The sequence below is a fragment of the Klebsiella sp. JN_Kp122 genome (assembly GCF_040062085.1).
GTDB classification, from domain to species: domain Bacteria; phylum Pseudomonadota; class Gammaproteobacteria; order Enterobacterales; family Enterobacteriaceae; genus Klebsiella; species Klebsiella aerogenes.
The window spans coordinates 54,651-76,820 of sequence record NZ_JBEAHW010000037.1; the positions used below are offsets into that span (position 1 = coordinate 54,651).

Here is a 22,170-nt window from a genome sequence, read left to right on the forward strand (position 1 = left end):
TTCAGGATATGACTATGGCTTTTACACCTTTTCCTCCGCGTCAGCCCTCTTCTTCCGCTCGTCTGCCGTTAACGCTGATGACGCTGGATGATTGGGCGCTGGCGACGATTACCGGTCCGGATGGCGAGAAGTATCTGCAGGGGCAGATCACCGCCGATGTCAGCCATTTAACCGCCGATCAGCATCTGCTTGCCGCGCACTGTGATGCCAAAGGCAAAATGTGGAGCAACCTGCGCGTCTTCCACCGCGACGGCGGTTTCGCGTGGATTGAGCGCCGCAGCCTGCGCGAAGCGCAGCTGACCGAACTGAAAAAATATGCCGTCTTCTCCAAAGTCACCATCGCCGCAAACGACGATCTGGTCCTGCTGGGCGTTGCCGGTTTCCAGGCGCGCGCCGCGCTGGCTCCATTGTTCGCCGCGCTGCCGGACGCTGGTAAACCGGTGGTCACCGAAGGCGTGACCAGCCTGCTGTGGTTTGAACATCCTGCCGAACGCTTCCTGCTGGTGACCGATGCCGACACCGCCAACCGGGTGACAGACGCGCTGCGCGGCGAAGCGCAGCTTAACAACAGCCAGCAGTGGCTGGCGCTGAACATCGAGGCCGGTCTGCCGGTTATCGACAGCGTAAACAGCGCGCAGTTCATTCCGCAGGCGACCAACCTGCAGGCGTTGGGCGGTATCAGCTTCAAGAAAGGCTGCTACACCGGCCAGGAAATGGTCGCCCGGGCGAAATTCCGCGGCGCCAATAAACGCGCGCTGTGGACGCTGGCGGGTACCGCCAGCCGGGTGCCGGAAGCCGGGGAAGATCTGGAGCTGAAAATGGGCGACAACTGGCGCCGCACTGGTACGGTGCTGGCAGCCGTACAGTTGGATGACGGAAGCCTGATGGTCCAGGTGGTGATGAATAACGATATGGAACCGGACAGCGTGTTCCGCGTGCGTGATGATGCCGGCAGCCTGAGCATCAAGCCATTGCCGTATTCGCTGGAAGAAGATTAAGGAACAGTTCCCGGCTTACGGCGCTTGCGCCTTAGCCGGGCTACCAGCCTGCAGAATATCGTGACCGCGGCAAGCGCAGCGCCATCGTGGAATTTCCAGGCCGCAGAATATCGTAGCCACGGTAAGCGTAGCGCCGCCGTGGACGTTTGATCAGGACTGGCCGACGTAAAGATAAATCGCCAGGAAGTGACACACGCTGCCGCCGAGCACGAAGCCGTGCCAGATAGCGTGGTTATAAGGAATACGTTTGCAGACGTAGAAGATGACCCCCAGCGAGTACACCACCCCGCCAACCGCCAGCAGCGTTACCCCGCCTACCGCCAGCTTCACCGCCAGTTGATAGACCACGATAAGCGACAGCCAGCCCATCGTCAGATAGGTCACCAGCGACAAAATTTTAAAGCGGTGCGCGATAGTCAGCTTAAACAGGATCCCCAGTAGCGCCAGGCTCCAGATGACAATCATCAACCCCTTTGCCAGCGGCGAATTCAATCCCACCAGCAAAAATGGCGTGTAGGTTCCGGCAATCAGCAAGTAGATGGCGCAGTGGTCGAATTTCTTGAGCCACTGTTTCGCCCGCTGATGCGGGATAGCGTGATAGAGCGTGGAAGCGAGGAACAGCATAATCATACTGCCGCCGTACAGGCTGTAGCTGGTGATCGCCGTCGCGCTGGCGTTCGTGTCTACCGCCTGCACCAGCAGCAACACAAGGCCGACAATACCGAACACCAGCCCGATCCCGTGACTGATGCTGTTGGCAACTTCCTCTGCCAGAGAATATCCCTGAGTGATTAATGGTTTGCGAACCATATTTTGACTCCGTGAAAACAAGAACGCTTTCATTGCCCACTTAGGTTAACTGAGAATGATTCCAGTGAACACCTGTTAGCTAAAATAAAACGATGTATATTTGTAAACACATTAAAATCATAGTGTTACAACAATATTTCAACTAACAGTTGTGCTGGTTTTATTTAAAGACGTTTGAATTCAATAACATAAAACCGATCTTCCGCAGGATAGATTTCACTGATGACCTGCCGCAGTTGTTCGAGGGTCATATTCTCCTGTTGAGCATGCTGTTCAGTTAGCGTGTCGAGGGTCACCGTCGAGGTCGCGGTAACAGCGATAGTGCAAAAGTAGCCGTCATCTTCATAACGTCCGACGCGCAGCACATCACCGGGCTTAAAGTGCGACTCCGCCGCATCGCGAATGGTGATCGTTTTGCGCCCGGCGAGGATGTCGTCCTGAAAACGCTGAAAAAAGGTAATGTCATTAGCCTGCATGATATAATTCCGTCCTGGTCTTTATGAATTGTGAGTTCGCCACTGTGAGTATGTTCTCCCACGCCGCTGTCGCTAGTCTCAATAATCTTGAGATGATGGTCTACCACTACGTCATTAAGAATCGTGACAAAGTGATGTACATGACTATTCGCGAACTGGCCGAGGCCGCCGGGGTATCCACCACTACCGTGTTGCGCTTCTGTCGCAAACTGCAGTGCGAGGGCTACTCTGAATTTCGCGTACGCTTTAAATTATATCTTGAGCAGAATGAGCCTCAACAGGCAAATATCGGCGCCAGCGAAATAATGAGCTTTTTTAAAAGCGTCAATAATGACGAGTTCGATGAATTGCTCGAACAGGCCGTCGATATTATTCTCTCCTCCGAGCGTATTATTTTCGTCGGCGCCGGCACCTCCGGCGCGCTGGCGAAATATGGCGCGCGCTTCTTTTCCAACGTCGGGAAATTCAGCAACCATATTGACGATCCTTATTTCCCGGTCACCAATGATATGGCCCGCAACGCGCTGGCGATTGTGCTTTCCGTCTCCGGTGAAACCGAAGAGATCCTGCGCTTTGCCAGCCAGTTCAGCCTGCATCACTGTAAAGTGATGTCGATTACCAGCCATGAGCATTCGCGGCTGGCAAAACTGGCTGATTTCAATCTCTCCTGGCACGTGCCGCAAACGCGCATCGGCGGCGTTTACGATATTACAACGCAGATTCCGGTGATATATATTCTCGAATCCCTGGGGCGTAAATTATCGCGCAAAATCGGCTAAAAATAACAGCCTGTTTTTTCGATGTAACATATTACCTTTAGCGGGATTTGTTATATCGTGACATTCAATTTCGCTTTGCTAGACTCAATCGCAATAGTGATTCATAGAGATTAGTAAAGATGAAAAAATTGACTCTTCCAAAAGACTTTTTGTGGGGCGGCGCGGTCGCTGCGCATCAGGTTGAAGGCGGCTGGAATAAAGGCGGCAAAGGCCCCAGCATCTGCGACGTTTTAACCGGCGGGGCGCACGGCGTGCCGCGCGAAATCACCCAACAGGTCGAGGCGGGTAAGTATTACCCTAACCATGAAGCGGTTGATTTTTACGGCCACTACAAAGAAGACATCAAACTGTTCGCCGAGATGGGTTTCAAATGCTTCCGCACCTCTATTGCCTGGACCCGCATCTTCCCGCAGGGCGACGAAACCCAGCCAAATGAAGAAGGGCTGAAATTCTACGATGACATGTTTGATGAACTGCTGAAGTACAACATCGAGCCGGTGATCACCCTTTCCCACTTTGAAATGCCGCTGCATCTGGTACAGCAGTATGGCGGTTGGACCAACCGTAAAGTGGTCGATTTCTTTGTGCGCTTCGCCGAAGTTGTCTTTGAGCGCTATAAGCACAAAGTGAAATACTGGATGACCTTTAACGAGATCAATAACCAGCGTAACTGGCGCGCGCCGCTGTTCGGCTACTGCTGTTCCGGCGTGGTCTATACCGAGCATGAAAACCCGGAAGAGACCATGTACCAGGTGCTACATCACCAGTTCGTCGCCAGCGCGCTGGCGGTGAAAGCGGCGCGTCGTATCAACCCGGAAATGCAGGTCGGCTGCATGCTGGCGATGGTCGCCCTCTACCCTTACTCCTGCAAACCAGAAGATGTCATGTTTGCCCAGGAGTCGATGCGCGAACGCTATGTCTTTACCGATGTCCAGCTGCGCGGTTACTACCCGAGCTATGTGTTGAATGAATGGGAACGCCGCGGCTTCAACATCAAGATGGAAGACGGCGACGCGCAGATCCTGCGTGAAGGCACCTGCGCCTATCTCGGCTTCAGCTACTACATGACCAACGCGGTGAAAGCCGAAGGCGGCACCGGCGATGCCATTTCCGGCTTCGAAGGCAGCGTGCCGAACCCGCACGTGAAAGCCTCCGACTGGGGCTGGCAGATTGACCCGGTTGGCCTGCGCTACGCCCTGTGCGAACTGTATGAGCGCTACCAGAAGCCGCTGTTTATCGTGGAAAACGGCTTTGGCGCCTACGACAAAGTAGAAGCCGACGGCAGCATCAACGATGACTACCGCATCGATTATCTGCGCGCCCACGTCGAAGAGATGATTAAAGCGGTGACTTATGACGGCGTTGATCTGATGGGTTATACCCCATGGGGCTGCATCGACTGCGTCTCCTTCACCACAGGCCAGTACAGCAAACGCTACGGCTTCATCTACGTCAATAAACACGACGACGGCACCGGCGACATGTCCCGCTCGCGCAAGAAGAGCTTTAACTGGTACAAAGAAGTCATTGCCAGCAACGGCGAGAATCTGTAATTAACCGCCCTCTCCCGGCCGGGAGGGGGCAAATCACTTATCCGCCAGACACTTCTTTACAGCTTTACCATTGCTAAAACGCGTTCGCCCGATAAGATAGGCCTCGTGAATATTTGAGGCGACCATGATTAAGCGACAACGCAAAGCCATTCTTCTTGTACTTCTTGCCTGCCTGGTGGTGCTGATCTGCACCGCCCAGAGAATGGCGGGGATGCATGCGTTGGTGATGAACGTCACGGCCGCCAGCCAATCCGCCCAACCGGGCCCGGATAATGCCGAGGCGCCGGTCTCCCCCTGCGAACTCAGCGCCAAGTCGCTGATGGCCGTTCCGCCGATGCTGTTTGAAGGGGCGCTATTAGCGATCGCCCTGCTGCTGGCGGTGCTGGCGGCCATCCCGCCGCGCATCGAGCGAATCTGGCCTCCCCGCGTCATTTCTCCTCCCCGATTGCGGGTGCATCTACGATTATGCGTCTTCCGTGAGTGATTAATTCTCCTGACAGCTCAGGTTAATTTATTACTTACGGAGAAAATTTATGTTTATGGTATTCAGGCGACTGCTGGTCTGCCTGCTTTGGCTATGGCTGCCCGTCAGCCAGGCCGCCGATAGCGGCTGGCTGCGCGCCGCCGACAATCAACACGCCAGCGTGCGCCTGCGGGCGCAAAGCGAAAGCAATGGCGACACCCGCCTGCTTTTAGACGTAGCGCTGGAAAAGGGCTGGAAAACCTACTGGCGTTCGCCGGGCGAAGGCGGCATCGCGCCAGCTATCGCCTGGCACACGCCGCTGGAGGTTAACTGGCGCTGGCCGACGCCGCAACGCTTTGACGTCGCGGGCATTTCCACTCAGGGGTATCACGGCGACGTCAGCTTCCCGATGACCCTGCGCGGGAAAATACCGCCGACGCTAAGCGGCGTACTGACGCTCTCTACCTGCAGCAATGTCTGCATTCTCACTGACTACCCCTTTTCGCTGGATATGACGGCTCCGGCGGGGGAGCAATTTAATTACGATTTCACCCGCGCGATGGGCACGCTGCCCCTGCGCGACGGTCTCACCTCGGCGCTTAGCGCCAGCTACGTCAGCGGAAAGCTGACGGTAACCGCCCGCCGCGATGCCGGCTGGCAGCAGCCAGCGCTGTTTATCGACAGCATGGAGGATGTCGATTTCGGCAAGCCGAGCTTTACCAGCCACGGCGATACGTTGACTGCCACCGTACCGGTCACCGATAGCTGGGGCGAAGCGGCGCCGGATCTGAGCGGCAAAACGCTGTCGCTGGTGCTGGCCGATAACGGCCAGGCGCAGGAAAGCCATATCGCCATCACCGCCGGCAGTGCCGCGCCGGGGCTGGCGTTAGGCTGGGTGCTGCTGATGGCGCTGGCCGGCGGGCTTATCCTCAACGTCATGCCTTGCGTGCTGCCGGTGCTGGCGATGAAACTCGGCTCATTGGTGCAAACCGAACGTCGTGAACGCGGCGCGGTGCGGCGGCAGTTCCTCGCCTCGGTATGCGGAATCGTCGTCTCCTTCCTGGCGCTGGCGCTGATGATGACCGCGCTACGTTTAGGTAATCAGGCGCTCGGCTGGGGGATCCAGTTCCAGAACCCGTGGTTTATCGGCGCGATGGCGCTGGTGATGGTGCTGTTCAGCGCCAGTTTATTAGGGCTGTTCGAAATCCGTCTCTCCTCCAACGCCAGTACCTTCCTCGCCACCCGCGGCGGCAACGGCTTAATGGGCCATTTCTGGCAGGGCGCCTTCGCCACCCTGCTGGCGACGCCTTGTACCGCGCCGTTCCTCGGTACCGCCGTTTCGGTAGCGCTGGTGGCGCCGCTGCCGCTGCTGTGGGGGATTTTCTTCGCCATGGGGATCGGTATGAGCCTGCCGTGGCTGCTTATCGTCGCCTGGCCGGGTCTGGCGCAACGACTTCCACGTCCAGGCCGCTGGATGAATCATCTGCGCGTGGTGTTGGGGCTAATGATGCTTGGTTCAGCGCTATGGCTGGTTAGCCTGCTGACGATCCACATCGGCCGTACGCCGGTGCTTACCCTGCTGGTGATTCTGGCCATCTTCCTGCTCCTGGCCACCGCCTGGCGCTACCGCTGGCGTACGGCGCTGCGCGCGGGCGCTCTGGCCATCGTGGTGGCGGGCGCCGTCGCCTTTGTCGCACAACAGGACGGCCAGGGCCCGCGCCGAGACCGGGTTAACTGGCAGCCGCTCAGCGAGCAGGCTATCGCTAACGCCCTTGCGGAGCATAAACGGGTATTTATTGATGTCACCGCCGACTGGTGCGTGACCTGTAAAGCCAATAAATACAACGTGCTGCTGCGGGATGACGTCCAGCAGGCGCTATCAGCGCCAGATGTGATCGCCTTACGCGGAGACTGGAGCCGCCCCTCCGCTGACATTAGTCAGTTTTTAACCGCACGCGGCAGCGCCGCGGTGCCGTTTAACCAGATTTACGGACCGGGATTGCCGCAGGGACAAATTCTGCCTGCGCTGTTAGACCGCGAACAACTTCTCGCCACCCTCTCCGCCGCTAAAGGAAAATAACATGAGAGCTATCACCGCCTTATTACTGCTGTGCGTATCGGCCTTCAGCTTCGCCGCACCGGCGGAAGAACCACAATCGAACGGTAATGACCAGTTAGCCCAGCTGCTGTTTAACGATCCGAACAGCCCGCGTACCGGCGCGAAAGAGCCAAAACTCACAATCGTCTCGTTTACCGATTACAACTGTCCTTACTGCAAACAGTTTGATCCGATGCTGGAAAAAATCGTCCACGATAATCCGGATATTCAGCTCATCGTTAAGCTGCTGCCGTTTAAAGGGCAGAGTTCGGTGAATGCCGCTAAAGCCGCGCTCTCCACCTGGCGTCAGCAGCCCGATAAGTTCTGGGCGCTGCATCAGCGGCTGATGGCGAAAAAAGGCTATCACGATGACGCCAGCATCGCCGCCGTGCAGAAGAAAACCGCCACCGATAGCGTGAATATCGATGACAAGACCATGGATTCGCTGAAAATGAACCTGATTTTGTCGCAGGTGCTGAATATTCAGGGCACCCCGGCGACCATCATCGGCGCTCAGATGGTGGCCGGCGCGATCCCTGCTGAAGACCTGGAGGGGCTGGTGAAAGAGCAGCTGGCGAAAGCCCGTGGCCAGTAAAATCAGACGCTGGCTACGCGAGCTGGCGGTGTGGCTGCTGATTGGCGCGGCGGTGAGCCTGGCGGTGGATTATTTTCGCCAGCCCGCGCTGCCGCAAAACTTCAGCGCCACATCGCTGCAGACACTCGACGGCAGGACGCTGGATCTGAACGCTATGAGTCAGCAAAAGCCGCTGCTGCTGTACGTCTGGGCGACCTGGTGCGGAGTCTGTCGCTATACCACGCCGTCGGTGGCATCGCTTGCCGCCGACGGCGGCAATGTGCTGACGGTAGCCCTGCGTTCCGGCGATAACGCCACGCTTGAGAAGTGGCTGACCAGGAAGAAAATGGCGCTGCCGACGGTAAATGATCCGAGCGGCCAGCTGGCGCGGCAGTGGGATATCCAGGTAACGCCAACGCTGGTGGTCATTTCTCAAGGTGAGGTGAAGTCGGTTACCACCGGCTGGACCAGCAGTTGGGGAATGCGCCTGAGGCTGTGGCTGGCCTCCTGGTAGACCAGCCGCTTTACCGGTCTTTATGCCGGGTGGCGGCTACGCCTTACCCGGCCTACCGTTCGGCCTTGACCCCGTAGCCCCGGCAAGCGCAGCGCCGCCGGGCAATAGACATCTAGGGGTTATTTCCCGCCCGCCAGTTCGAGGAAGCTACCCGTCACATACGACGCTTTGTCGCTCAGCAGCCAGGCAATGGCCTGAGCGACCTCTTCCGGCTGGCCGCCGCGCTGCATCGGTAGCGAATTTTTTACCCGATCCACGCGTCCCGGTTCGCCGCCGGAGGCGTGCATCTCGGTATAAATCAGCCCCGGACGCACGCCGTTTACCCGAATCCCCTGCGCCGCCACCTCCAGCGCCAGCCCGGTGGTCAGGGTATCTACCGCCCCTTTCGACGCGGCATAGTCAACATACTCTCCCGGCGCGCCAAGGCGCGAGGCCGCCGACGAAACGTTAACTATCGCCCCGCCCTTGCCGCCATGCCGATGCGACATCCGTTTTACCGCCTCGCGACAGCAGAGGAAGTAGCCGGTGACGTTGGTGGCCAGCACGCGGTTAATACGCTCGGCGCTCAGGCTCTCCACCGTACATTGGGTAAACAGGATCCCGGCGTTGTTGACCAACGCCATCAGCGGTTCGCCCATACGGTCAATCGCCTCAAACATCGCCATCACCTGCGCTTCATCGCTGATATCCGCCCGCAGCGCCGTGGCTTTGCCGCCAGATTCAACAATGGTATTGACCACTTCGGTTGCGGCTTTAATGTTGTGATGGTAATTGACCGCGACGGTATACCCTTCCTGCGCCAACAGCAGCGCCGTCGCCCGGCCTATGCCGCGGCTCGCGCCGCTAATCAGAGCTATCGCCATACCTTCTCTCCAAAAAAATAAAGGCGCCGCAGCGCCTTTAAAAGTTTAGCTAATTCGCCACTTACTGGTATTCGCTCATCGGCACACAGGAGCAGAACAGGTTACGATCGCCATACACGTCATCCAGGCGTTTCACCGTTGGCCAGTACTTGTTGTGCAACCCAGCCGGGAATACCGCCAGCTCGCGGCTGTACGGATGGTTCCACTCGCTCACCAGCTCGCCCTGGGTGTGCGGCGCGTTCACCAGCGGGTTATCTTCCAGCGGCCATTCACCGGCTTTCACGCGATCGATTTCCGCGCGAATCGCCAGCAGGGCGTCAATAAAGCGGTCCAGCTCTACCTTGCTTTCCGATTCCGTCGGCTCAACCATCAGCGTCCCGGCGACCGGGAAGGACATGGTCGGCGCATGGAAACCAAAGTCGATCAGGCGTTTAGCAATATCCAGCTCGCTAATGCCGGTCTCTTCTTTCAGCGGACGAATATCAAGAATACATTCGTGCGCCACGCGACCATCGCGACCGGTATAGAGCACCGGGTAAGCATCTTTCAGCCGGGTAGCGATGTAGTTGGCGTTGAGAATCGCGTTCTGGCTCGCCTGTTTCAGCCCTTCCGCGCCCATCATGCGGATATACATCCAGCTGATCGGCAGAATGGAAGCGCTGCCGAACGGCGCGGCGGAAACCGCGCCCTGGCGGGTCAGCATGCCTTCAATTTGTACCACGCTGTGGCCCGGTACAAACGGCGCCAGGTGCGCTTTCACGCCGATAGGGCCCATACCCGGACCGCCGCCGCCGTGCGGAATGCAGAAGGTTTTATGCAGGTTGAGGTGCGAAACGTCAGCGCCGATAAAGCCCGGAGAAGTGATCCCGACCTGGGCGTTCATGTTGGCGCCATCGAGATAAACCTGGCCGCCGAATTGATGCACTATCTCGCACACTTCACGGATGGTCTCTTCATACACGCCGTGGGTCGACGGGTAGGTGACCATGATGCAGGAAAGATTCGCCCCCGCCTGCTCTGCTTTTTCACGCAGATCGGCAAGATCGATGTTGCCGTTTTTGTCGCAGGCAACCACCACCACCTGCATACCCGCCATCTGCGCGGAAGCCGGGTTGGTGCCGTGCGCGGAGCTTGGGATCAGGCAGATATCGCGATGGCCTTCGTTGCGGCTTTCGTGATAGTGGCGAATCGCCAGCAGGCCAGCATACTCGCCCTGCGCGCCGGAGTTCGGCTGCATACAGACGGCGTCATAGCCGGTTAGTTTCACCAGCCAGTCTGAAAGCTGGGCGATCATCTGATGATAACCTTCCGCCTGCTCGACCGGGCAGAACGGGTGCAGCTCGGCAAATTCCGGCCAGGTGATCGGGATCATCTCCGCTGCGGCGTTCAGTTTCATGGTGCAGGAGCCCAGCGGGATCATCGCCTGGTTCAGCGCCAGATCTTTACGCTCCAGCGCGTGCATATAGCGCATCATCTCGGTTTCGCTATGGTAGCGGTTAAACACCGGATGGGTGAGGATCGCATCGTCGCGCAGCATCGCCGCCGGGATCGAACGGCTATCCAGCGCCACGTCTTTATCCAGGGTATCGATATCCAGACCGTGATCGTCGCCAACGATGGCGCGGAACAGGTTCAGCACATCTTCGCGGGTGGTCGCTTCATCGAGCGTAATGCCAACCGCGCCGTGAATATCGCTACGCAGGTTAATCTGCAGCGCTTCGGCACGCGCCAGCACCGCGGCTTTATCCGCCACTTCGACGCAAAGGGTGTCGAAGTAGTGCGCATGGCGCAACTTCAGCCCTTTCTTCTGCAGGCCGTCGGCCAGAATGTCGGTCAGGCGATGAATGCGGCCAGCGATACGTTTCAGGCCCGCCGGGCCGTGGAATACCGCGTACAGGCTGGCGATGTTGGCCAGCAGAACCTGCGAGGTACAAATGTTGGAGTTCGCTTTCTCGCGGCGGATATGCTGCTCGCGAGTCTGCATCGCCATGCGCAGCGCGGTATTACCCGCCGCATCTTTCGATACGCCGATAATACGGCCCGGCATGGAGCGTTTGAATTCATCTTTCGCCGCGAAGAAGGCCGCGTGCGGGCCGCCATAGCCCATCGGCACGCCGAAACGTTGAGCGGAACCGAAGACAATATCGGCGCCCTGCTTGCCCGGCGCCGTCAGCAGCACCAGCGCCATAAAGTCGGCGGCGACGCTGACAATCACTTTGCGCGCTTTCAGCTCGGCGATCAGTTTACTGTAATCGTGGATTTCACCGGTGGTGCCAACCTGCTGCAGCAGCACGCCAAAAACATCCTGGTGATCTAGCACTTTGTCGGCGTCATCGACAATCACGTCGAAGCCAAAGGTTTCCGCACGGGTGCGAACCACATCCAGGGTTTGTGGATGAACGTCAGCGGCAACGAAGAAGCGGTTGGCGTTCTTCAGTTTGCTCACGCGTTTGGCCATCGCCATCGCTTCGGCGGCGGCGGTGGCTTCATCAAGCAGCGAAGCGGAAGCGATATCCAACCCGGTCAGATCCAGAGTGACCTGCTGGAAGTTGAGCAGCGATTCCAGACGGCCCTGGGATACTTCCGGTTGGTAAGGGGTATAGGCGGTGTACCAGCCCGGGTTTTCCAGCATGTTGCGCTGAATGACCGGCGGCAGTTGCACGGCGGTGTAGCCCATGCCGATGTAAGACTTGAAGCGCTTGTTGCGACCGGCGATCGCCTTCAGCTCCGCCAGCGCGGCGAATTCGGTAGTCGCGTCGCCCACCTGTGGTGGGGTCGCCAGCTGGATATCCTGCGGCACAATCTGGCCAATCAGGGCGTTAAGCGAATCCGCGCCGACGGTCTTCAGCATCTCTTGCTGCTGCTGAGCGTCCGAGCCAATGTGACGTTCAATAAAGGCGTCGCGGTTTTCAAGCTGACTTAAAGTCTGAGTCATGAGCGATGGTTCCTGAAACGTGCGGTGAATCGTGATTGTCTCTACTTACCTGAATTGCCCGGTGGCGCTAGCGCTTACCGGGCCTACAAAGTTCGTAGGCCGGATAAGCGCAGCGCCATCCGGCACACATTTATTCGTCTTCTAACAGAGCTTCATAGGCGGCCGCATCCAGCAGCGCGGCAACCTGCGCTTCGTCGCTGGCTTTGATTTTGAAGATCCAACCGTCGCTATACGGGTCGCTGTTGACCAGTTCCGGAGAGTCGTTCAGCTCTTCGTTGACGGCAACGATTTCACCGCTAATCGGCGCGTAGATATCGGAAGCCGCTTTCACGGATTCGGCAACGGCGCAATCGGCGCCCGCTTCAACGGTGGCGCCCACTTCCGGCAGGTCAACGAAAACCATGTCGCCAAGCAGCTCCTGCGCGTGCTCGGTGATCCCGACGGTATAGGTGCCGTCCGCTTCTTTACGCAGCCACTCGTGTTCTTTGCTGTATTTCAGTTCTGCTGGTACGTTGCTCATCAATTCATCTCCAAAAAAGGGAAATCACACAATGGCTTTGCCATTGCGTACAAAACCAGGTTTAGTCACTTTTACCGGCATTTCACGGTTACGAATCTGCACCACCGCGGTGTCGCCAATCCCGGCCGGTACGCGAGCCAGCGCGATGCTGTAGCCCAGCGTCGGCGAGAAGGTGCCGCTGGTGATAATGCCTTCTTTTTGATTACCGTCGCTATCGGTAAAACGTACCGGCAGGCCGCCGCGCAGGACACCTTTCTCGGTCATCACCAGGCCCACCAACTGCTCGGTGCCTTTTTCGCGCTGCATTTCCAGCGCTTCGCGGCCGATGAAGTTACGATCGGCGGGCTCCCAGGCGATAGTCCAGCCCATGTTCGCCGCCAGCGGCGAGACGCCTTCGTCCATCTCCTGGCCGTACAGGTTCATCCCGGCTTCCAGGCGCAGGGTGTCGCGCGCGCCAAGACCGCAAGGCTTAACGCCGGCATCCAGCAGACCGCGCCAGAAATCAGCAGCCTGCTCGTTCGGCATAGCGATTTCATAACCCGCTTCGCCGGTATAACCGGTGGTGGCGATAAACAGGTCGCCGGCCTGTACGCCGAAGAACGGCTTCATGCCTTCCACTGCCTGGCGCTGAGCGTCGGTGAACAGCGTCGCCGCCTTCGCTTTCGCCTGCGGACCCTGCACCGCGATCAGCGACAGATCGTCGCGAACGGTGATTTCAAGACCGTAAGGTTCGGCTTGTTCGGAAATCCAGGCGAGGTCTTTTTCACGAGTGGCGGAGTTAACAACGAGGCGGAAATAATCTTCAGAAAGGAAATAAACAATCAGGTCATCGATGACGCCGGCGGAAGCGGTTAGCATGCCGGTGTAGAGTGCTTTGCCTGGGGTGGTAAGCTTCGCCACATCGTTTGCCAGCAAATAGCGCAAGAACTCTCTGATCCGGCTGCCGTGGAAATCGACGATGGTCATATGCGACACATCGAACATCCCTGCATCGCCGCGCACCGCGTGGTGCTCATCAATCTGGGACCCGTAATGCAGCGGCATCATCCAGCCATGGAAATCCACCATGCGAGCGCCGCACAGCGTGTGTTGTTCATACAACGGAGTCTGTTGAGCCATCTTTTCCTCATCGAATAAAACGGAACCAGCCACGATATTGTCGGCGATTTTGCGCCACGAAATCCGGCGACGGCACCGCTTACGGACACCGACGCAAACGTTCTCTTTTGCCTGAACTTACCACCGAACCCGGTGCTAAACCATAAGGTAAATCAGGACATCACATTAGCTTATGACCAAAGCGCGCCGAAAAGCCTACAGAGTTATTGACTGGAAAAAAGCGATTTACGCCACATAAAATTAACATAATGAGCCAACCAGTCAGGTGATGATGGTGTTTTATGCGATTTTACGGGCCTAATTTCTTTAACAAAAAAAAGAGCGCATTAATAAAACTAATGCGAAAAAAGAGGTGAAATTAGAATATTTCAAATGAGAGAGAAAACCCGGCACGCAGGCCGGGTAAAAGAAGTGTGACGGGGTTAACGTAACCAGGCGGGGAGATCGTTGAGGCCCATCGCCTGGCGAATCAACTGTGGTTTTACGCCAGGCAGCGAATCGGCCAGTTTGAGCCCCATATCGCGCAGGAGTTTCTTCGCCGGATGGCTGCCGGAAAACATTTCGCGGAACCCCTGCATACCCGCCAGCATCAGCGCGGTACTGTGCTTGCGGCTGCGCTCATAGCGGCGCAGGTACAAATGCTGACCGATATCTTTACCCTGCGCGTGCAGGCGCTTCAGCTCGTCGATAAGCTCGGCGGCGTCCATAAAGCCAAGATTCACCCCCTGCCCGGCCAGCGGATGAATAGTGTGGGCGGCATCGCCAACCAGCGCCAGACGATGGGCGGCGAACTGACGCGCGTAGCGTCCGGTCAGCGGGAAAACCTGCCGTTCGCTTTCAAGCTGGCAAAGGCCAAGGCGATTATCAAAAGCGATGTTCAGCGCCTGGTTAAACGCGGCTGCATCGGCCTGCTGCATTCGCTGCGCCTCCTCCGGCGACAGCGACCAGACGATCGAGCACAGATGCGGATCGCTAAGCGGCAGGAAGGCTAGAATGCCTTCACCGTGGAACGCCTGACGCGCCACGGCCTGATGCGGCTCGGTGGTTCGTATCGTCGCCACCAGCGCATGATGGCGATAGTCCCAGAAGGTCAGCGGAATATCCGCTTTATTACGCAGCCACGAATTGGCGCCATCGGCGCCGACCACCAGCCGCGCGGTCAGCATGCTGCCGTCCTGCAGGCTCAGAAAGGCTTCGTTTTCGCCCCACGCTACCTGCTGCAGTTGCGCAGGCGCCAGCAGGGTAACGTCAGCACAGCGCTGCGCCTTCTGCCACAGCGCGTGATGCACCACGGCATTTTCAATAATATGGCCCAGATGGCTAAAGCCCATGCTCTGGTCATCGAAGCTAATGCGGCCAAAGCTATCTTTGTCCCACACTTCCATGCCGTGATAGCAGCTGGCGCGCTGGGCGATGATTTCGCTCCAGACGCCCAGCTTATCCAGTAACTTTTCGCTGGCGGCATTAATAGCCGAAACGCGCAGCGCCGGCGGCGCATCGGCGTCAAGAGGCTGCGGCGCCGCTTGTTCCAGCACCGCGACGCGCAGGCCGCTGCCCTGTAAACCACAGGCTACCGCCAGTCCCACCATTCCGCCGCCAACAATGGCAACATCAACACTTTGCACGTTCTACTCCTTAACGGGGAACCCAACCGAGGGTACGCTGCGCCAGCGCATCGCGCGCCGGGGTAAATAATTCCATCGCCATCAGACCGACGTTGCGCCCCGCCACCAGCGGCGCCCAACGGTTGGCAAAGAGATGCACCAGCCCATCGGTCACGCCGATGGTGGCGGCTTTATCATCCGCTCGCCGCGCCTGGTAGCGGCACAGCAGAGAATAATTGCCCACATCCTCGCCGAGCGCATGGGCGTCGGCAAGCATTTCAGCCAGGCTCATCACGTCGCGCAGACCGAGATTAAAGCCCTGCCCGGCGATCGGGTGTAATGTCTGCGCCGCGTTGCCGACCAGCGCCAGACGGTGCGACACCGAACGGATAGCGGTGGTTAACGCCAGCGGATAAACACTACGCTTACCGGCATGGGTAATGCGCCCAAGCCGCCAGCCGAACGCCTGCTGTAATTGTTGGCAAAAACGTTCGTCAGACCAGCTCAGCACCTCGTCGCGCCGCGACTGCGGATGGCACCACACCAGCGAACAGCGCCCTTGCGACATCGGCAGCATCGCCAGCGGACCGTGCTCGGTAAAGCGCTCGAAGGCGCGGCCTTCGTGCGGCAACGCGGTGCTAACGTTGGCGATAATCGCCAGTTGCTCATAGGGCTGCTGCTGCCAGCTAATGCCGCAGCGGGCGCCCAGCGACGAACGCGAACCATCTGCCGCCACCAGCAGCTTACCGTTGATCGTTTCGCCGCTATCAAGGGTGAGGCTGACGCTATCCTGGCTGCGGTTGACCGCTTCCACTTTCGCCGGACAGTGCAGGGTGACGCCCGGCGCCTCGCGCAGCAGGCTAAACAGCCGCTGGCCGACATCGTGGAGTTCAACCACCTGCCCCAGCGCCGACAGGCCGTAATCGGCCGCCGCCAGGTTTACAAACCCGGCATGGCCGCGGTCGCTGACGTGTACCCGCTGGATAGGCGTCGCTCGTTTAGCAAGGTTCTGCCAGATACCGATGCGCGCCAGCTGCTGGCAGGTGCCCGCAGCCAGGGCGATCGCCCGATCGTCAAAACCTGGGTGGCGTGACGACGCCGGATCCTGCGCTTCAATCAGATGAACCGGCAGCGCACCGCCGGTCAAACGGGAGATGGCCAGCGCGAGCGTCGCGCCGGTCATCCCGCCGCCGACAATCAGCACGCTCATGACTGGCGCGCCGCCGCCATCAGCGCCTCGATCTCATCCGCCTTCTTCACCACGCTGGCGGTGAGATTTTCGTTGCCATCTTCGGTAATCACGATGTCATCTTCAATACGAATGCCGATGCCGCGATATTGGGCCGGTACGTCGGCGTCGGTGGCGATATACAGCCCCGGCTCGACGGTCAACACCATTCCCGGTTCCAGCACGCGCGAACGGTCGGTATCGTAATTGCCGACATCGTGCACATCCAGACCCAACCAGTGGCTCAGGCCATGCATGAAGTAAGGACGGTGGGCGTTGTTGGCGATAAGCTCGTCAATCTCGCCTTTCAGGATCCCCAGCCGCACCAGGCCGGTAATCATAATGCGCACCACTTCCTGATTAACCTCATAAATGGAGGTACCCGGACGATACAGCTCCAGCGCGGTTTCCAGCGATTCCAGCACGATGTCGTAGATTTCACGCTGCGGTTTAGTGAATTTACCGTTAACCGGGAAGGTGCGGGTGATATCGCCCGCATAGCCGCGGTATTCACAGCCGGCGTCAATCAGCACTAAATCGCCATCACGCAGTTCGGATTCGTTTTCGGTGTAGTGCAGGATGCAGGCGTTTTCGCCGCCGCCAACGATGGTGTTATAAGACGGGAAACGCGCGCCGTGGCGGTTGAATTCGTGGAGAATTTCGCCTTCCAGCTGATATTCGAACATGCCCGGGCGGCATTTTTCCATCGCCCGGGTATGGGCAAGGGCGGAAATTTCACCGGCGCGGCGCATCACTTCCAGCTCTTCCGCGGATTTGAACAGGCGCATTTCATGCACCACAGGCCGCCAGTCGATGACGGAGTTCGGCGCCTGCAGGTTCTGACGTGAACCTTTACGCAGTTTTTCGAGGGCGTTAAACACAATTTCATCGGCATAGGCATATTCGCCCTGGGCAAAATAGATAGCGTCCAGGCCGTTGAGCAGTTGATACAGCTGCTGGTTGATTTCGCTAAACGCCAGCGCGCGATCGACGCCGAGTTTACCCGGCGCGGCATCCTGGCCCAGACGGCGGCCAAACCAGATTTCCGCCGTCAGATCGCGAACGCGGTTAAACAGCACGCTATGATTGTGCGTTTCATCGCTTTTGATCAGCACCAGCAGCGCTTCCGGTTCGTTGAAGCCGGTGAAGTACCAAAAATCGCTGTTCTGCCGGTAGGGATATTCCGAATCTGCGCTGCGTACCGCTTCCGGCGCGGCAAAAATCAGCGCCGCGCTGCCCGGCTGCATCTGCGCCAATAATGCCTGGCGACGAGAAAGAAACTCCTGCTGTGTCATGACGCCCCCTGAATGTCGTTTTTATTTAGTGTAACGTTGGCTTGCGTACTTCCGGTGCGGTTGGCTGCTGGCGCGCGAAGGTATCGTGGCACAGTAACGCGGCGACGCGTACGTACTCAATAATCTCTTCGAGAGACATTTCCAGCTCTTCCTGGTCTTCATCTTCGTCGTAGCCGAGTTGCGCAATGTTACGCAGATCATCGATGGCTTCGCCGGTCTCATCCTTAACTTTATCCAGCTTCGGCTGGGTCACGCCAAGGCCGAGCAGGAAATGGTTTACCCAACCCGCCAGCGCGTCGGCGCGGTCGAAAACGCTGACGTTGTCGCCTTCCGGCATATACAGCTGGAACAGGAAACCATCATCTTCCAGCGAATCGCTGGTGGCGGAATGCATGCTACGCAGCGCCTGGGCCAGTTCATGACCAAAGGCAAGGCCTTCGTTGGTCAGGTCATGCACCAGCGGCTGCCAGCTGCTGTCGGTGTTGCCGCCGCAAAGGATGCCGCTTATCAAACCGTGCATTTCGGCCGGGGTTAATCCCACCCCTTGTTGGTTCAGTAACTGGTCTACATCGTTGTAACCAGGCATTTCGTTCTGTATAGACATGCGCATTCGTCATCGTTGGGAGGAATATTCATGATATGCTACCACTTTGGACCCTGGTGAACCAGAAAAGGGCTTGTATCCCCACACCAGGGTAGCTATAGTGTCGCCCCTTCGCAGAGCCGGGCTCGGACGTGAAGGCAGCGCAGTCAATCAGCAGGAAGGTGGCATGTCTGCACAACCCGTAGATCTCCAAATTTTTGGCCGTTCACTGCGAGTGAATTGCCCGCCTGAACAAAGGGATGCCCTGAATCAGGCAGCTGAAGACCTTAATCAGCGGTTGCAAGATTTAAAAGAACGCACTAGAGTCACAAATACTGAGCAGCTGGTCTTCATCGCCGCGTTGAACATCAGCTATGAGTTGACTCAGGAAAAAGCGAAGACCCGCGACTACGCCTCCAGTATGGAACAGCGCATTCGCATGCTTCAGCAGACCATCGAACAGGCATTGCTTGAGCAAGGTCGCATAAGCGAAAGACCGGGGTCGAAGTTTGAATAACACTTTGTCGTTAACTGTGTTAGAGTAATCGCAAGAACAAAATTTCTCTGAGATGTTTGCAAGCGGGCCAGTCCCCTGAGCCGATATTTCATACCACAAGAATGTGGCGCTCCACGGTTGGTGAGCATGCTCGGTTCGCCCGAGAAGCCTTAAAACTGTGACGACGCATTCACCTTGAACCAAGGGTTCAAGGGTTACAGCCTGCGGCGGCATCTCGGAGATTCCCTTCTTAAGTTCGCATTTTCCCCTCAACGTTGTTTTCGGCCTGTGCCGCCCTTTATTACACTTTCCCGTATCGTTTCGCCTGCTCGTAATGAGACCAGCATGACTATACAGCCCGATATCCCGCTCTCCAGACAGCAAATTCGCCAGCAGATCCGCGAGCGTAGACGCGCGCTTAGCGCCGAACAGCAGCAGCGCTTCGCCCTGCAGGCCGCTGAGCGAATGATGGCGTATCCGCCCGTCGTTCTCGCTCATACCGTGGCGCTGTTCCTCTCCTTCGACGGCGAGCTGGATACCCAACCGCTGATCGAGCAATTGTGGCGGGCGGGCAAGCGGGTTTATCTGCCGGTACTGCATCCGTTTAGCCCCGGCAATCTGCTGTTTTTACATTACCATCCGCAAAGCCAGCTGATTTTTAATCGCCTGAAGATTTACGAACCCAGGCTCGACGTGCGCGATGTCCTGCCGCTGGCCGAACTCGATGTGCTGATTACCCCGCTGGTCGCCTTCGATGCCAGCGGTCAACGCCTGGGGATGGGCGGTGGTTTCTACGATCGTACTTTACAGAACTGGCGGCAGTATCGCCTGCAGCCGGTAGGCTACGCTCACGACTGCCAGCAGGTGGATACGCTGCCGAGCGAACAGTGGGATATACCGCTGCCGGCGGTGATTACGCCAGGTAAAACCTGGCGCTGGTAGAAAGTGATGCGGATTCGAGAATTGCGCCCGGAAGGCGTTAAAAAAAATACGGGCAGGTATGCGACCTGCCCGTGAGGCAACAACAAATTAGTACAGCAGACGGGCGCGGATGGTGCCCGGGATCGCTTTCATCGCCAGCAGCGCCTGCTGCGCGACGTCGCCATCGGCTTCGATATCAATTACCACATAGCCCATCTGCGGAGTCGTTTGCAGATACTGGGCGGCGATGTTGATGTTCTGCGCGGCGAAAATCTGGTTAAGCGCCGTCAGGATGCCCGGGCGGTTTTCATGAATATGCAGCAGACGGCGACCGCCGTGCAGCGGCAGAGAAACCTCCGGGAAGTTCACCGCCGACAGCGTAGAACCGTTATCGGAATACTTCGCCAGCTTGCCTGCCACTTCCAGACCAATGTTTTCCTGCGCTTCCTGAGTTGAACCGCCGATATGCGGCGTCAGAATCACGTTATCGAATTCACATAGCGGAGAGTTAAACGGATCGCTGTTGGTCGCCGGCTCCGTCGGGAAGACGTCGATGGCCGCGCCGGCCAGGTGTTTACGCGACAGCGCATCGCACAGCGCCGGGATATCGACCACCGTGCCGCGAGAGGCGTTGATCAGCAGCGCGCCCGGTTTCATCAGCGCCAGCTCTTCCGGCCCCATCATGTTTTTGGTGGAGGCGTTTTCCGGCACGTGCAGACTAACGACATCGCTCATGTTCAGCAGGTCGGAGAGATGCTGAACCTGCGTGGCGTTGCCCAGCGGCAGTTTGTTTTCGATATCATAAAAATAGACGTGCATCCCCAGCGATTCCGCCAGAATGCCGAGCTGGGTGCCGATATGGCCGTAACCGATAATCCCCAGTTTTTTGCCGCGCGCTTCAAAGCTGCCTACCGCCTGCTTATTCCACACGCCGCGATGCGCCTTGGCGTTAGCTTCCGGCACGCCGCGCAGCATCAGCAGCAGCTCGCCGATGACCAGCTCAGCCACCGAACGGGTGTTCGAGAACGGGGCGTTAAATACCGGGATACCGCGCTTCGCGGCGGCCTCCAGATCGACCTGATTGGTGCCGATACAGAAGCAGCCCACCGCCACCAGTTTTTCCGCCGCGGCGAAGATCTCTTCAGTCAGATGAGTACGGGAACGCAGGCCGATAAAATGGGCATCACGGATCGACGCTTTCAGCTCTTCAGTATCGAGCGCGCCTTTGTGAAATTCGATGTTGGTGTAACCTGCCGCACGAAGGTTATCGATTGCTTTCTGATGCACGCCTTCAACGAGCAGAAATTTAATCTTGTCTTTTTCCAGTGATACCTTAGCCATTTCCCCGTCCTGTTTTTATTGGTACTGATGTCGTGCTGAACAAAAACTCTTCCAGCAACATATCAAAAAAAACTATCGCGGCAATATGAACGTTTGCCTCGCCGACCTGAAGAAATATCACGTTGAAGCAAAAGACAGGACAAAACACCAGAAAGAGAATAGATGGCAGATTGTTACTCAGAAAGGTTACGTAAATGTGACACAAGTCACCAAATTAAGGCCATAGAAAAAAATTTAGGGGGAAGCGCGAAACTTCCCCCCGATCGTCTTATTTGTTGACGATGGTCTTCACGCCGTCGGCGGTACCGATCAGCGCCACGTCGGCACCGCGGTTGGCGAACAAGCCGACGGTCACCACGCCCGGGATACCGTTAATGGCGTTTTCCAGCGCGATAGCGTCCAGGATTTCCAGGCCATGTACATCGAGGATCACGTTGCCGTTATCCGTCACCACGCCCTGACGATATTCCGGGCGGCCGCCCAGCTTCACCAGCTGACGCGCGACGGCGCTGCGCGCCATCGGGATCACTTCCACCGGCAGCGGGAAGTTGCCGAGGATATCAACCTGCTTAGAGGCGTCGGCGATACAGATAAACTTATCGGCAACCGAGGCGATGATCTTTTCGCGGGTCAGCGCCGCGCCGCCGCCTTTGATCATCTGCATGTGGCCGTTAATTTCATCCGCGCCGTCAACGTAGATGCCGAGGCGGTCAACGGAGTTAAGGTCGAATACCGGGATACCGAGGCTTTTCAGCTTCTCGGTGGAGGCGTCGGAGCTGGAGACCGCGCCTTCGATCTGCCCTTTCATGGTCCCCAGCGCATCAATAAAATGCGCCGCCGTGGAGCCGGTGCCGACACCGACAATGGTGCCCGGTTGTACATATTGCAGCGCTGCCCAGCCGACTGCTTTTTTCAGTTCATCCTGCGTCATGATTATCGTCCGAGATGTGAATACTTACCGCGCATTATAGAACATCGGCGGATGAAATGTCCCTGCGAT

General features: G+C 57.6%; 21 protein-coding genes and 1 other RNA gene. 10 read left to right on the forward strand and 12 right to left on the reverse strand.

The genetic code is table 11. From position 1 onward, the window contains the following. Positions 1-14 precede the first annotated feature (14 nt). Positions 15-998, forward strand: coding sequence for a tRNA-modifying protein YgfZ (gene ygfZ, locus ABLU78_RS15120; RefSeq protein WP_015369790.1), 984 nt, complete (start codon positions 15-17; stop codon positions 996-998). Between the two features lie 150 nt (positions 999-1,148). Here the strand turns inward: ygfZ and ABLU78_RS15125 are convergent, their stop codons facing one another. Together ABLU78_RS15125 and yqfB are read right to left on the reverse strand one after the other, a co-directional pair. Next, on the reverse strand, positions 1,149-1,808 hold the full coding sequence (locus ABLU78_RS15125) for a hemolysin III family protein (RefSeq protein WP_008806429.1): 660 nt from the start codon (positions 1,806-1,808) through the stop codon (positions 1,149-1,151). 164 nt (positions 1,809-1,972) lie between these two features. Next, entirely contained in the window at positions 1,973-2,284 is a 312-nt protein-coding gene (yqfB, locus tag ABLU78_RS15130) for a N(4)-acetylcytidine aminohydrolase (protein ID WP_015369789.1), read from the reverse strand. A 50-nt stretch (positions 2,285-2,334) separates the two neighbouring features. Between yqfB and ABLU78_RS15135 the strand changes: the two genes are divergently transcribed. From ABLU78_RS15135 to ABLU78_RS15160, 6 genes are all read left to right on the forward strand, one after another. Next, the gene (locus tag ABLU78_RS15135) at positions 2,335-3,063 is read left to right on the forward strand and encodes a MurR/RpiR family transcriptional regulator (protein ID WP_046883082.1); all 729 of its coding nucleotides are present in this window, start codon (positions 2,335-2,337) and stop codon (positions 3,061-3,063) included. A gap of 119 nt (positions 3,064-3,182) precedes the next feature. Beyond that, on the forward strand, positions 3,183-4,616 hold the full coding sequence (bglA, locus tag ABLU78_RS15140) for a 6-phospho-beta-glucosidase BglA (protein WP_032712496.1): 1,434 nt from the start codon (positions 3,183-3,185) through the stop codon (positions 4,614-4,616). 124 nt (positions 4,617-4,740) lie between these two features. Continuing rightward, the gene (locus tag ABLU78_RS15145) at positions 4,741-5,100 is read left to right on the forward strand and encodes a copper resistance protein (protein WP_015369786.1); all 360 of its coding nucleotides are present in this window, start codon (positions 4,741-4,743) and stop codon (positions 5,098-5,100) included. A 49-nt stretch (positions 5,101-5,149) separates the two neighbouring features. Continuing rightward, the gene (locus tag ABLU78_RS15150) at positions 5,150-7,159 is read left to right on the forward strand and encodes a protein-disulfide reductase DsbD domain-containing protein (RefSeq protein ID WP_015369785.1); all 2,010 of its coding nucleotides are present in this window, start codon (positions 5,150-5,152) and stop codon (positions 7,157-7,159) included. Between the two features lies 1 nt (position 7,160). Further along, entirely contained in the window at positions 7,161-7,772 is a 612-nt protein-coding gene (locus tag ABLU78_RS15155; RefSeq protein ID WP_048229447.1) for a DsbA family protein, read from the forward strand. After that, complete coding sequence (locus ABLU78_RS15160; protein ID WP_020077976.1) at positions 7,762-8,265, forward strand: protein disulfide oxidoreductase; 504 nt, start codon at positions 7,762-7,764, stop codon at positions 8,263-8,265. Before ABLU78_RS15155 ends, ABLU78_RS15160 begins: the two co-directional genes overlap by 11 nt. A 119-nt stretch (positions 8,266-8,384) precedes the next feature. Here ABLU78_RS15160 and ABLU78_RS15165 read toward each other — a convergent pair whose 3' ends face one another. From ABLU78_RS15165 to ABLU78_RS15200, 8 genes are all read right to left on the reverse strand, one after another. Continuing rightward, complete coding sequence (locus ABLU78_RS15165) at positions 8,385-9,128, reverse strand: SDR family oxidoreductase (protein ID WP_045359413.1); 744 nt, start codon at positions 9,126-9,128, stop codon at positions 8,385-8,387. 61 nt (positions 9,129-9,189) lie between these two features. Further along, positions 9,190-12,063, reverse strand: coding sequence for an aminomethyl-transferring glycine dehydrogenase (gene gcvP, locus ABLU78_RS15170; protein WP_048229449.1), 2,874 nt, complete (start codon positions 12,061-12,063; stop codon positions 9,190-9,192). Positions 12,064-12,193: 130 nt separating this feature from the next. Further along, positions 12,194-12,583: a glycine cleavage system protein GcvH gene (gene gcvH / locus ABLU78_RS15175; protein WP_020077973.1), complete on the reverse strand. Its 390-nt coding sequence runs from the start codon at positions 12,581-12,583 to the stop codon at positions 12,194-12,196. A gap of 24 nt (positions 12,584-12,607) precedes the next feature. Beyond that, the gene (gene gcvT, locus ABLU78_RS15180; protein WP_002916480.1) at positions 12,608-13,702 is read right to left on the reverse strand and encodes a glycine cleavage system aminomethyltransferase GcvT; all 1,095 of its coding nucleotides are present in this window, start codon (positions 13,700-13,702) and stop codon (positions 12,608-12,610) included. Between the two features lie 422 nt (positions 13,703-14,124). Beyond that, the gene (gene ubiI, locus ABLU78_RS15185) at positions 14,125-15,327 is read right to left on the reverse strand and encodes an FAD-dependent 2-octaprenylphenol hydroxylase (RefSeq protein WP_046883084.1); all 1,203 of its coding nucleotides are present in this window, start codon (positions 15,325-15,327) and stop codon (positions 14,125-14,127) included. Positions 15,328-15,337: 10 nt separating this feature from the next. Next, positions 15,338-16,516: a 2-octaprenyl-6-methoxyphenyl hydroxylase gene (gene ubiH, locus ABLU78_RS15190; protein ID WP_015703430.1), complete on the reverse strand. Its 1,179-nt coding sequence runs from the start codon at positions 16,514-16,516 to the stop codon at positions 15,338-15,340. Further along, on the reverse strand, positions 16,513-17,829 hold the full coding sequence (gene pepP / locus ABLU78_RS15195; RefSeq protein ID WP_020077969.1) for a Xaa-Pro aminopeptidase: 1,317 nt from the start codon (positions 17,827-17,829) through the stop codon (positions 16,513-16,515). Before pepP ends, ubiH begins: the two co-directional genes overlap by 4 nt. Positions 17,830-17,854: 25 nt before the next feature. Beyond that, positions 17,855-18,433 (reverse strand): YecA family protein, encoded by a 579-nt coding sequence (locus tag ABLU78_RS15200; RefSeq protein WP_015703432.1) that lies wholly within the window; start codon positions 18,431-18,433, stop codon positions 17,855-17,857. Between the two features lie 166 nt (positions 18,434-18,599). On the opposite strand from ABLU78_RS15200, the gene zapA reads away from it, so the two are divergent. The 3 genes from zapA (at position 18,600) to ABLU78_RS15215 (ending at position 19,850) form a co-directional block, all read left to right on the forward strand. Continuing rightward, positions 18,600-18,929, forward strand: a complete 330-nt coding sequence (zapA, locus tag ABLU78_RS15205) for a cell division protein ZapA (RefSeq protein ID WP_004205298.1) — start codon at positions 18,600-18,602, stop codon at positions 18,927-18,929. Between the two features lie 41 nt (positions 18,930-18,970). Beyond that, positions 18,971-19,154: non-coding RNA, 6S RNA (ssrS, locus tag ABLU78_RS15210), on the forward strand. A gap of 99 nt (positions 19,155-19,253) precedes the next feature. Then, a complete protein-coding gene (locus tag ABLU78_RS15215) occupies positions 19,254-19,850 on the forward strand; it encodes a 5-formyltetrahydrofolate cyclo-ligase (RefSeq protein WP_020077968.1) in 597 nt (198 codons plus the stop codon). Positions 19,851-19,937: 87 nt separating this feature from the next. On the opposite strand, the gene serA is transcribed toward ABLU78_RS15215, so the two are convergent. After that, a complete protein-coding gene (serA, locus tag ABLU78_RS15220) occupies positions 19,938-21,170 on the reverse strand; it encodes a phosphoglycerate dehydrogenase (protein WP_015703434.1) in 1,233 nt (410 codons plus the stop codon). Between the two features lie 268 nt (positions 21,171-21,438). Further along, on the reverse strand, positions 21,439-22,101 hold the full coding sequence (gene rpiA / locus ABLU78_RS15225; protein WP_015369772.1) for a ribose-5-phosphate isomerase RpiA: 663 nt from the start codon (positions 22,099-22,101) through the stop codon (positions 21,439-21,441). Positions 22,102-22,170 lie beyond the last annotated feature (69 nt).

Excerpts from the sequence above, each read along its gene's own strand:
- ygfZ (WP_015369790.1), top strand. The coding sequence starts at position 15 with ATGGCTTTTACACCTTTTCCTCCGCGTCAGCCCTCTTCTTCCGCTCGT.
- ABLU78_RS15125 (WP_008806429.1), bottom strand. The coding sequence starts at position 1,808 with ATGGTTCGCAAACCATTAATCACTCAGGGATATTCTCTGGCAGAGGAA.
- yqfB (WP_015369789.1), bottom strand. The coding sequence starts at position 2,284 with ATGCAGGCTAATGACATTACCTTTTTTCAGCGTTTTCAGGACGACATC.
- ABLU78_RS15135 (WP_046883082.1), top strand. The coding sequence starts at position 2,335 with ATGTTCTCCCACGCCGCTGTCGCTAGTCTCAATAATCTTGAGATGATG.
- bglA (WP_032712496.1), top strand. The coding sequence starts at position 3,183 with ATGAAAAAATTGACTCTTCCAAAAGACTTTTTGTGGGGCGGCGCGGTC.
- ABLU78_RS15145 (WP_015369786.1), top strand. The coding sequence starts at position 4,741 with ATGATTAAGCGACAACGCAAAGCCATTCTTCTTGTACTTCTTGCCTGC.
- ABLU78_RS15150 (WP_015369785.1), top strand. The coding sequence starts at position 5,150 with ATGTTTATGGTATTCAGGCGACTGCTGGTCTGCCTGCTTTGGCTATGG.
- ABLU78_RS15155 (WP_048229447.1), top strand. The coding sequence starts at position 7,161 with ATGAGAGCTATCACCGCCTTATTACTGCTGTGCGTATCGGCCTTCAGC.
- ABLU78_RS15165 (WP_045359413.1), bottom strand. The coding sequence starts at position 9,128 with ATGGCGATAGCTCTGATTAGCGGCGCGAGCCGCGGCATAGGCCGGGCG.
- gcvP (WP_048229449.1), bottom strand. The coding sequence starts at position 12,063 with ATGACTCAGACTTTAAGTCAGCTTGAAAACCGCGACGCCTTTATTGAA.
- gcvH (WP_020077973.1), bottom strand. The coding sequence starts at position 12,583 with ATGAGCAACGTACCAGCAGAACTGAAATACAGCAAAGAACACGAGTGG.
- gcvT (WP_002916480.1), bottom strand. The coding sequence starts at position 13,702 with ATGGCTCAACAGACTCCGTTGTATGAACAACACACGCTGTGCGGCGCT.
- ubiH (WP_015703430.1), bottom strand. The coding sequence starts at position 16,516 with ATGAGCGTGCTGATTGTCGGCGGCGGGATGACCGGCGCGACGCTCGCG.
- pepP (WP_020077969.1), bottom strand. The coding sequence starts at position 17,829 with ATGACACAGCAGGAGTTTCTTTCTCGTCGCCAGGCATTATTGGCGCAG.
- ABLU78_RS15200 (WP_015703432.1), bottom strand. The coding sequence starts at position 18,433 with ATGTCTATACAGAACGAAATGCCTGGTTACAACGATGTAGACCAGTTA.
- zapA (WP_004205298.1), top strand. The coding sequence starts at position 18,600 with ATGTCTGCACAACCCGTAGATCTCCAAATTTTTGGCCGTTCACTGCGA.
- ABLU78_RS15215 (WP_020077968.1), top strand. The coding sequence starts at position 19,254 with ATGACTATACAGCCCGATATCCCGCTCTCCAGACAGCAAATTCGCCAG.
- serA (WP_015703434.1), bottom strand. The coding sequence starts at position 21,170 with ATGGCTAAGGTATCACTGGAAAAAGACAAGATTAAATTTCTGCTCGTT.
- rpiA (WP_015369772.1), bottom strand. The coding sequence starts at position 22,101 with ATGACGCAGGATGAACTGAAAAAAGCAGTCGGCTGGGCAGCGCTGCAA.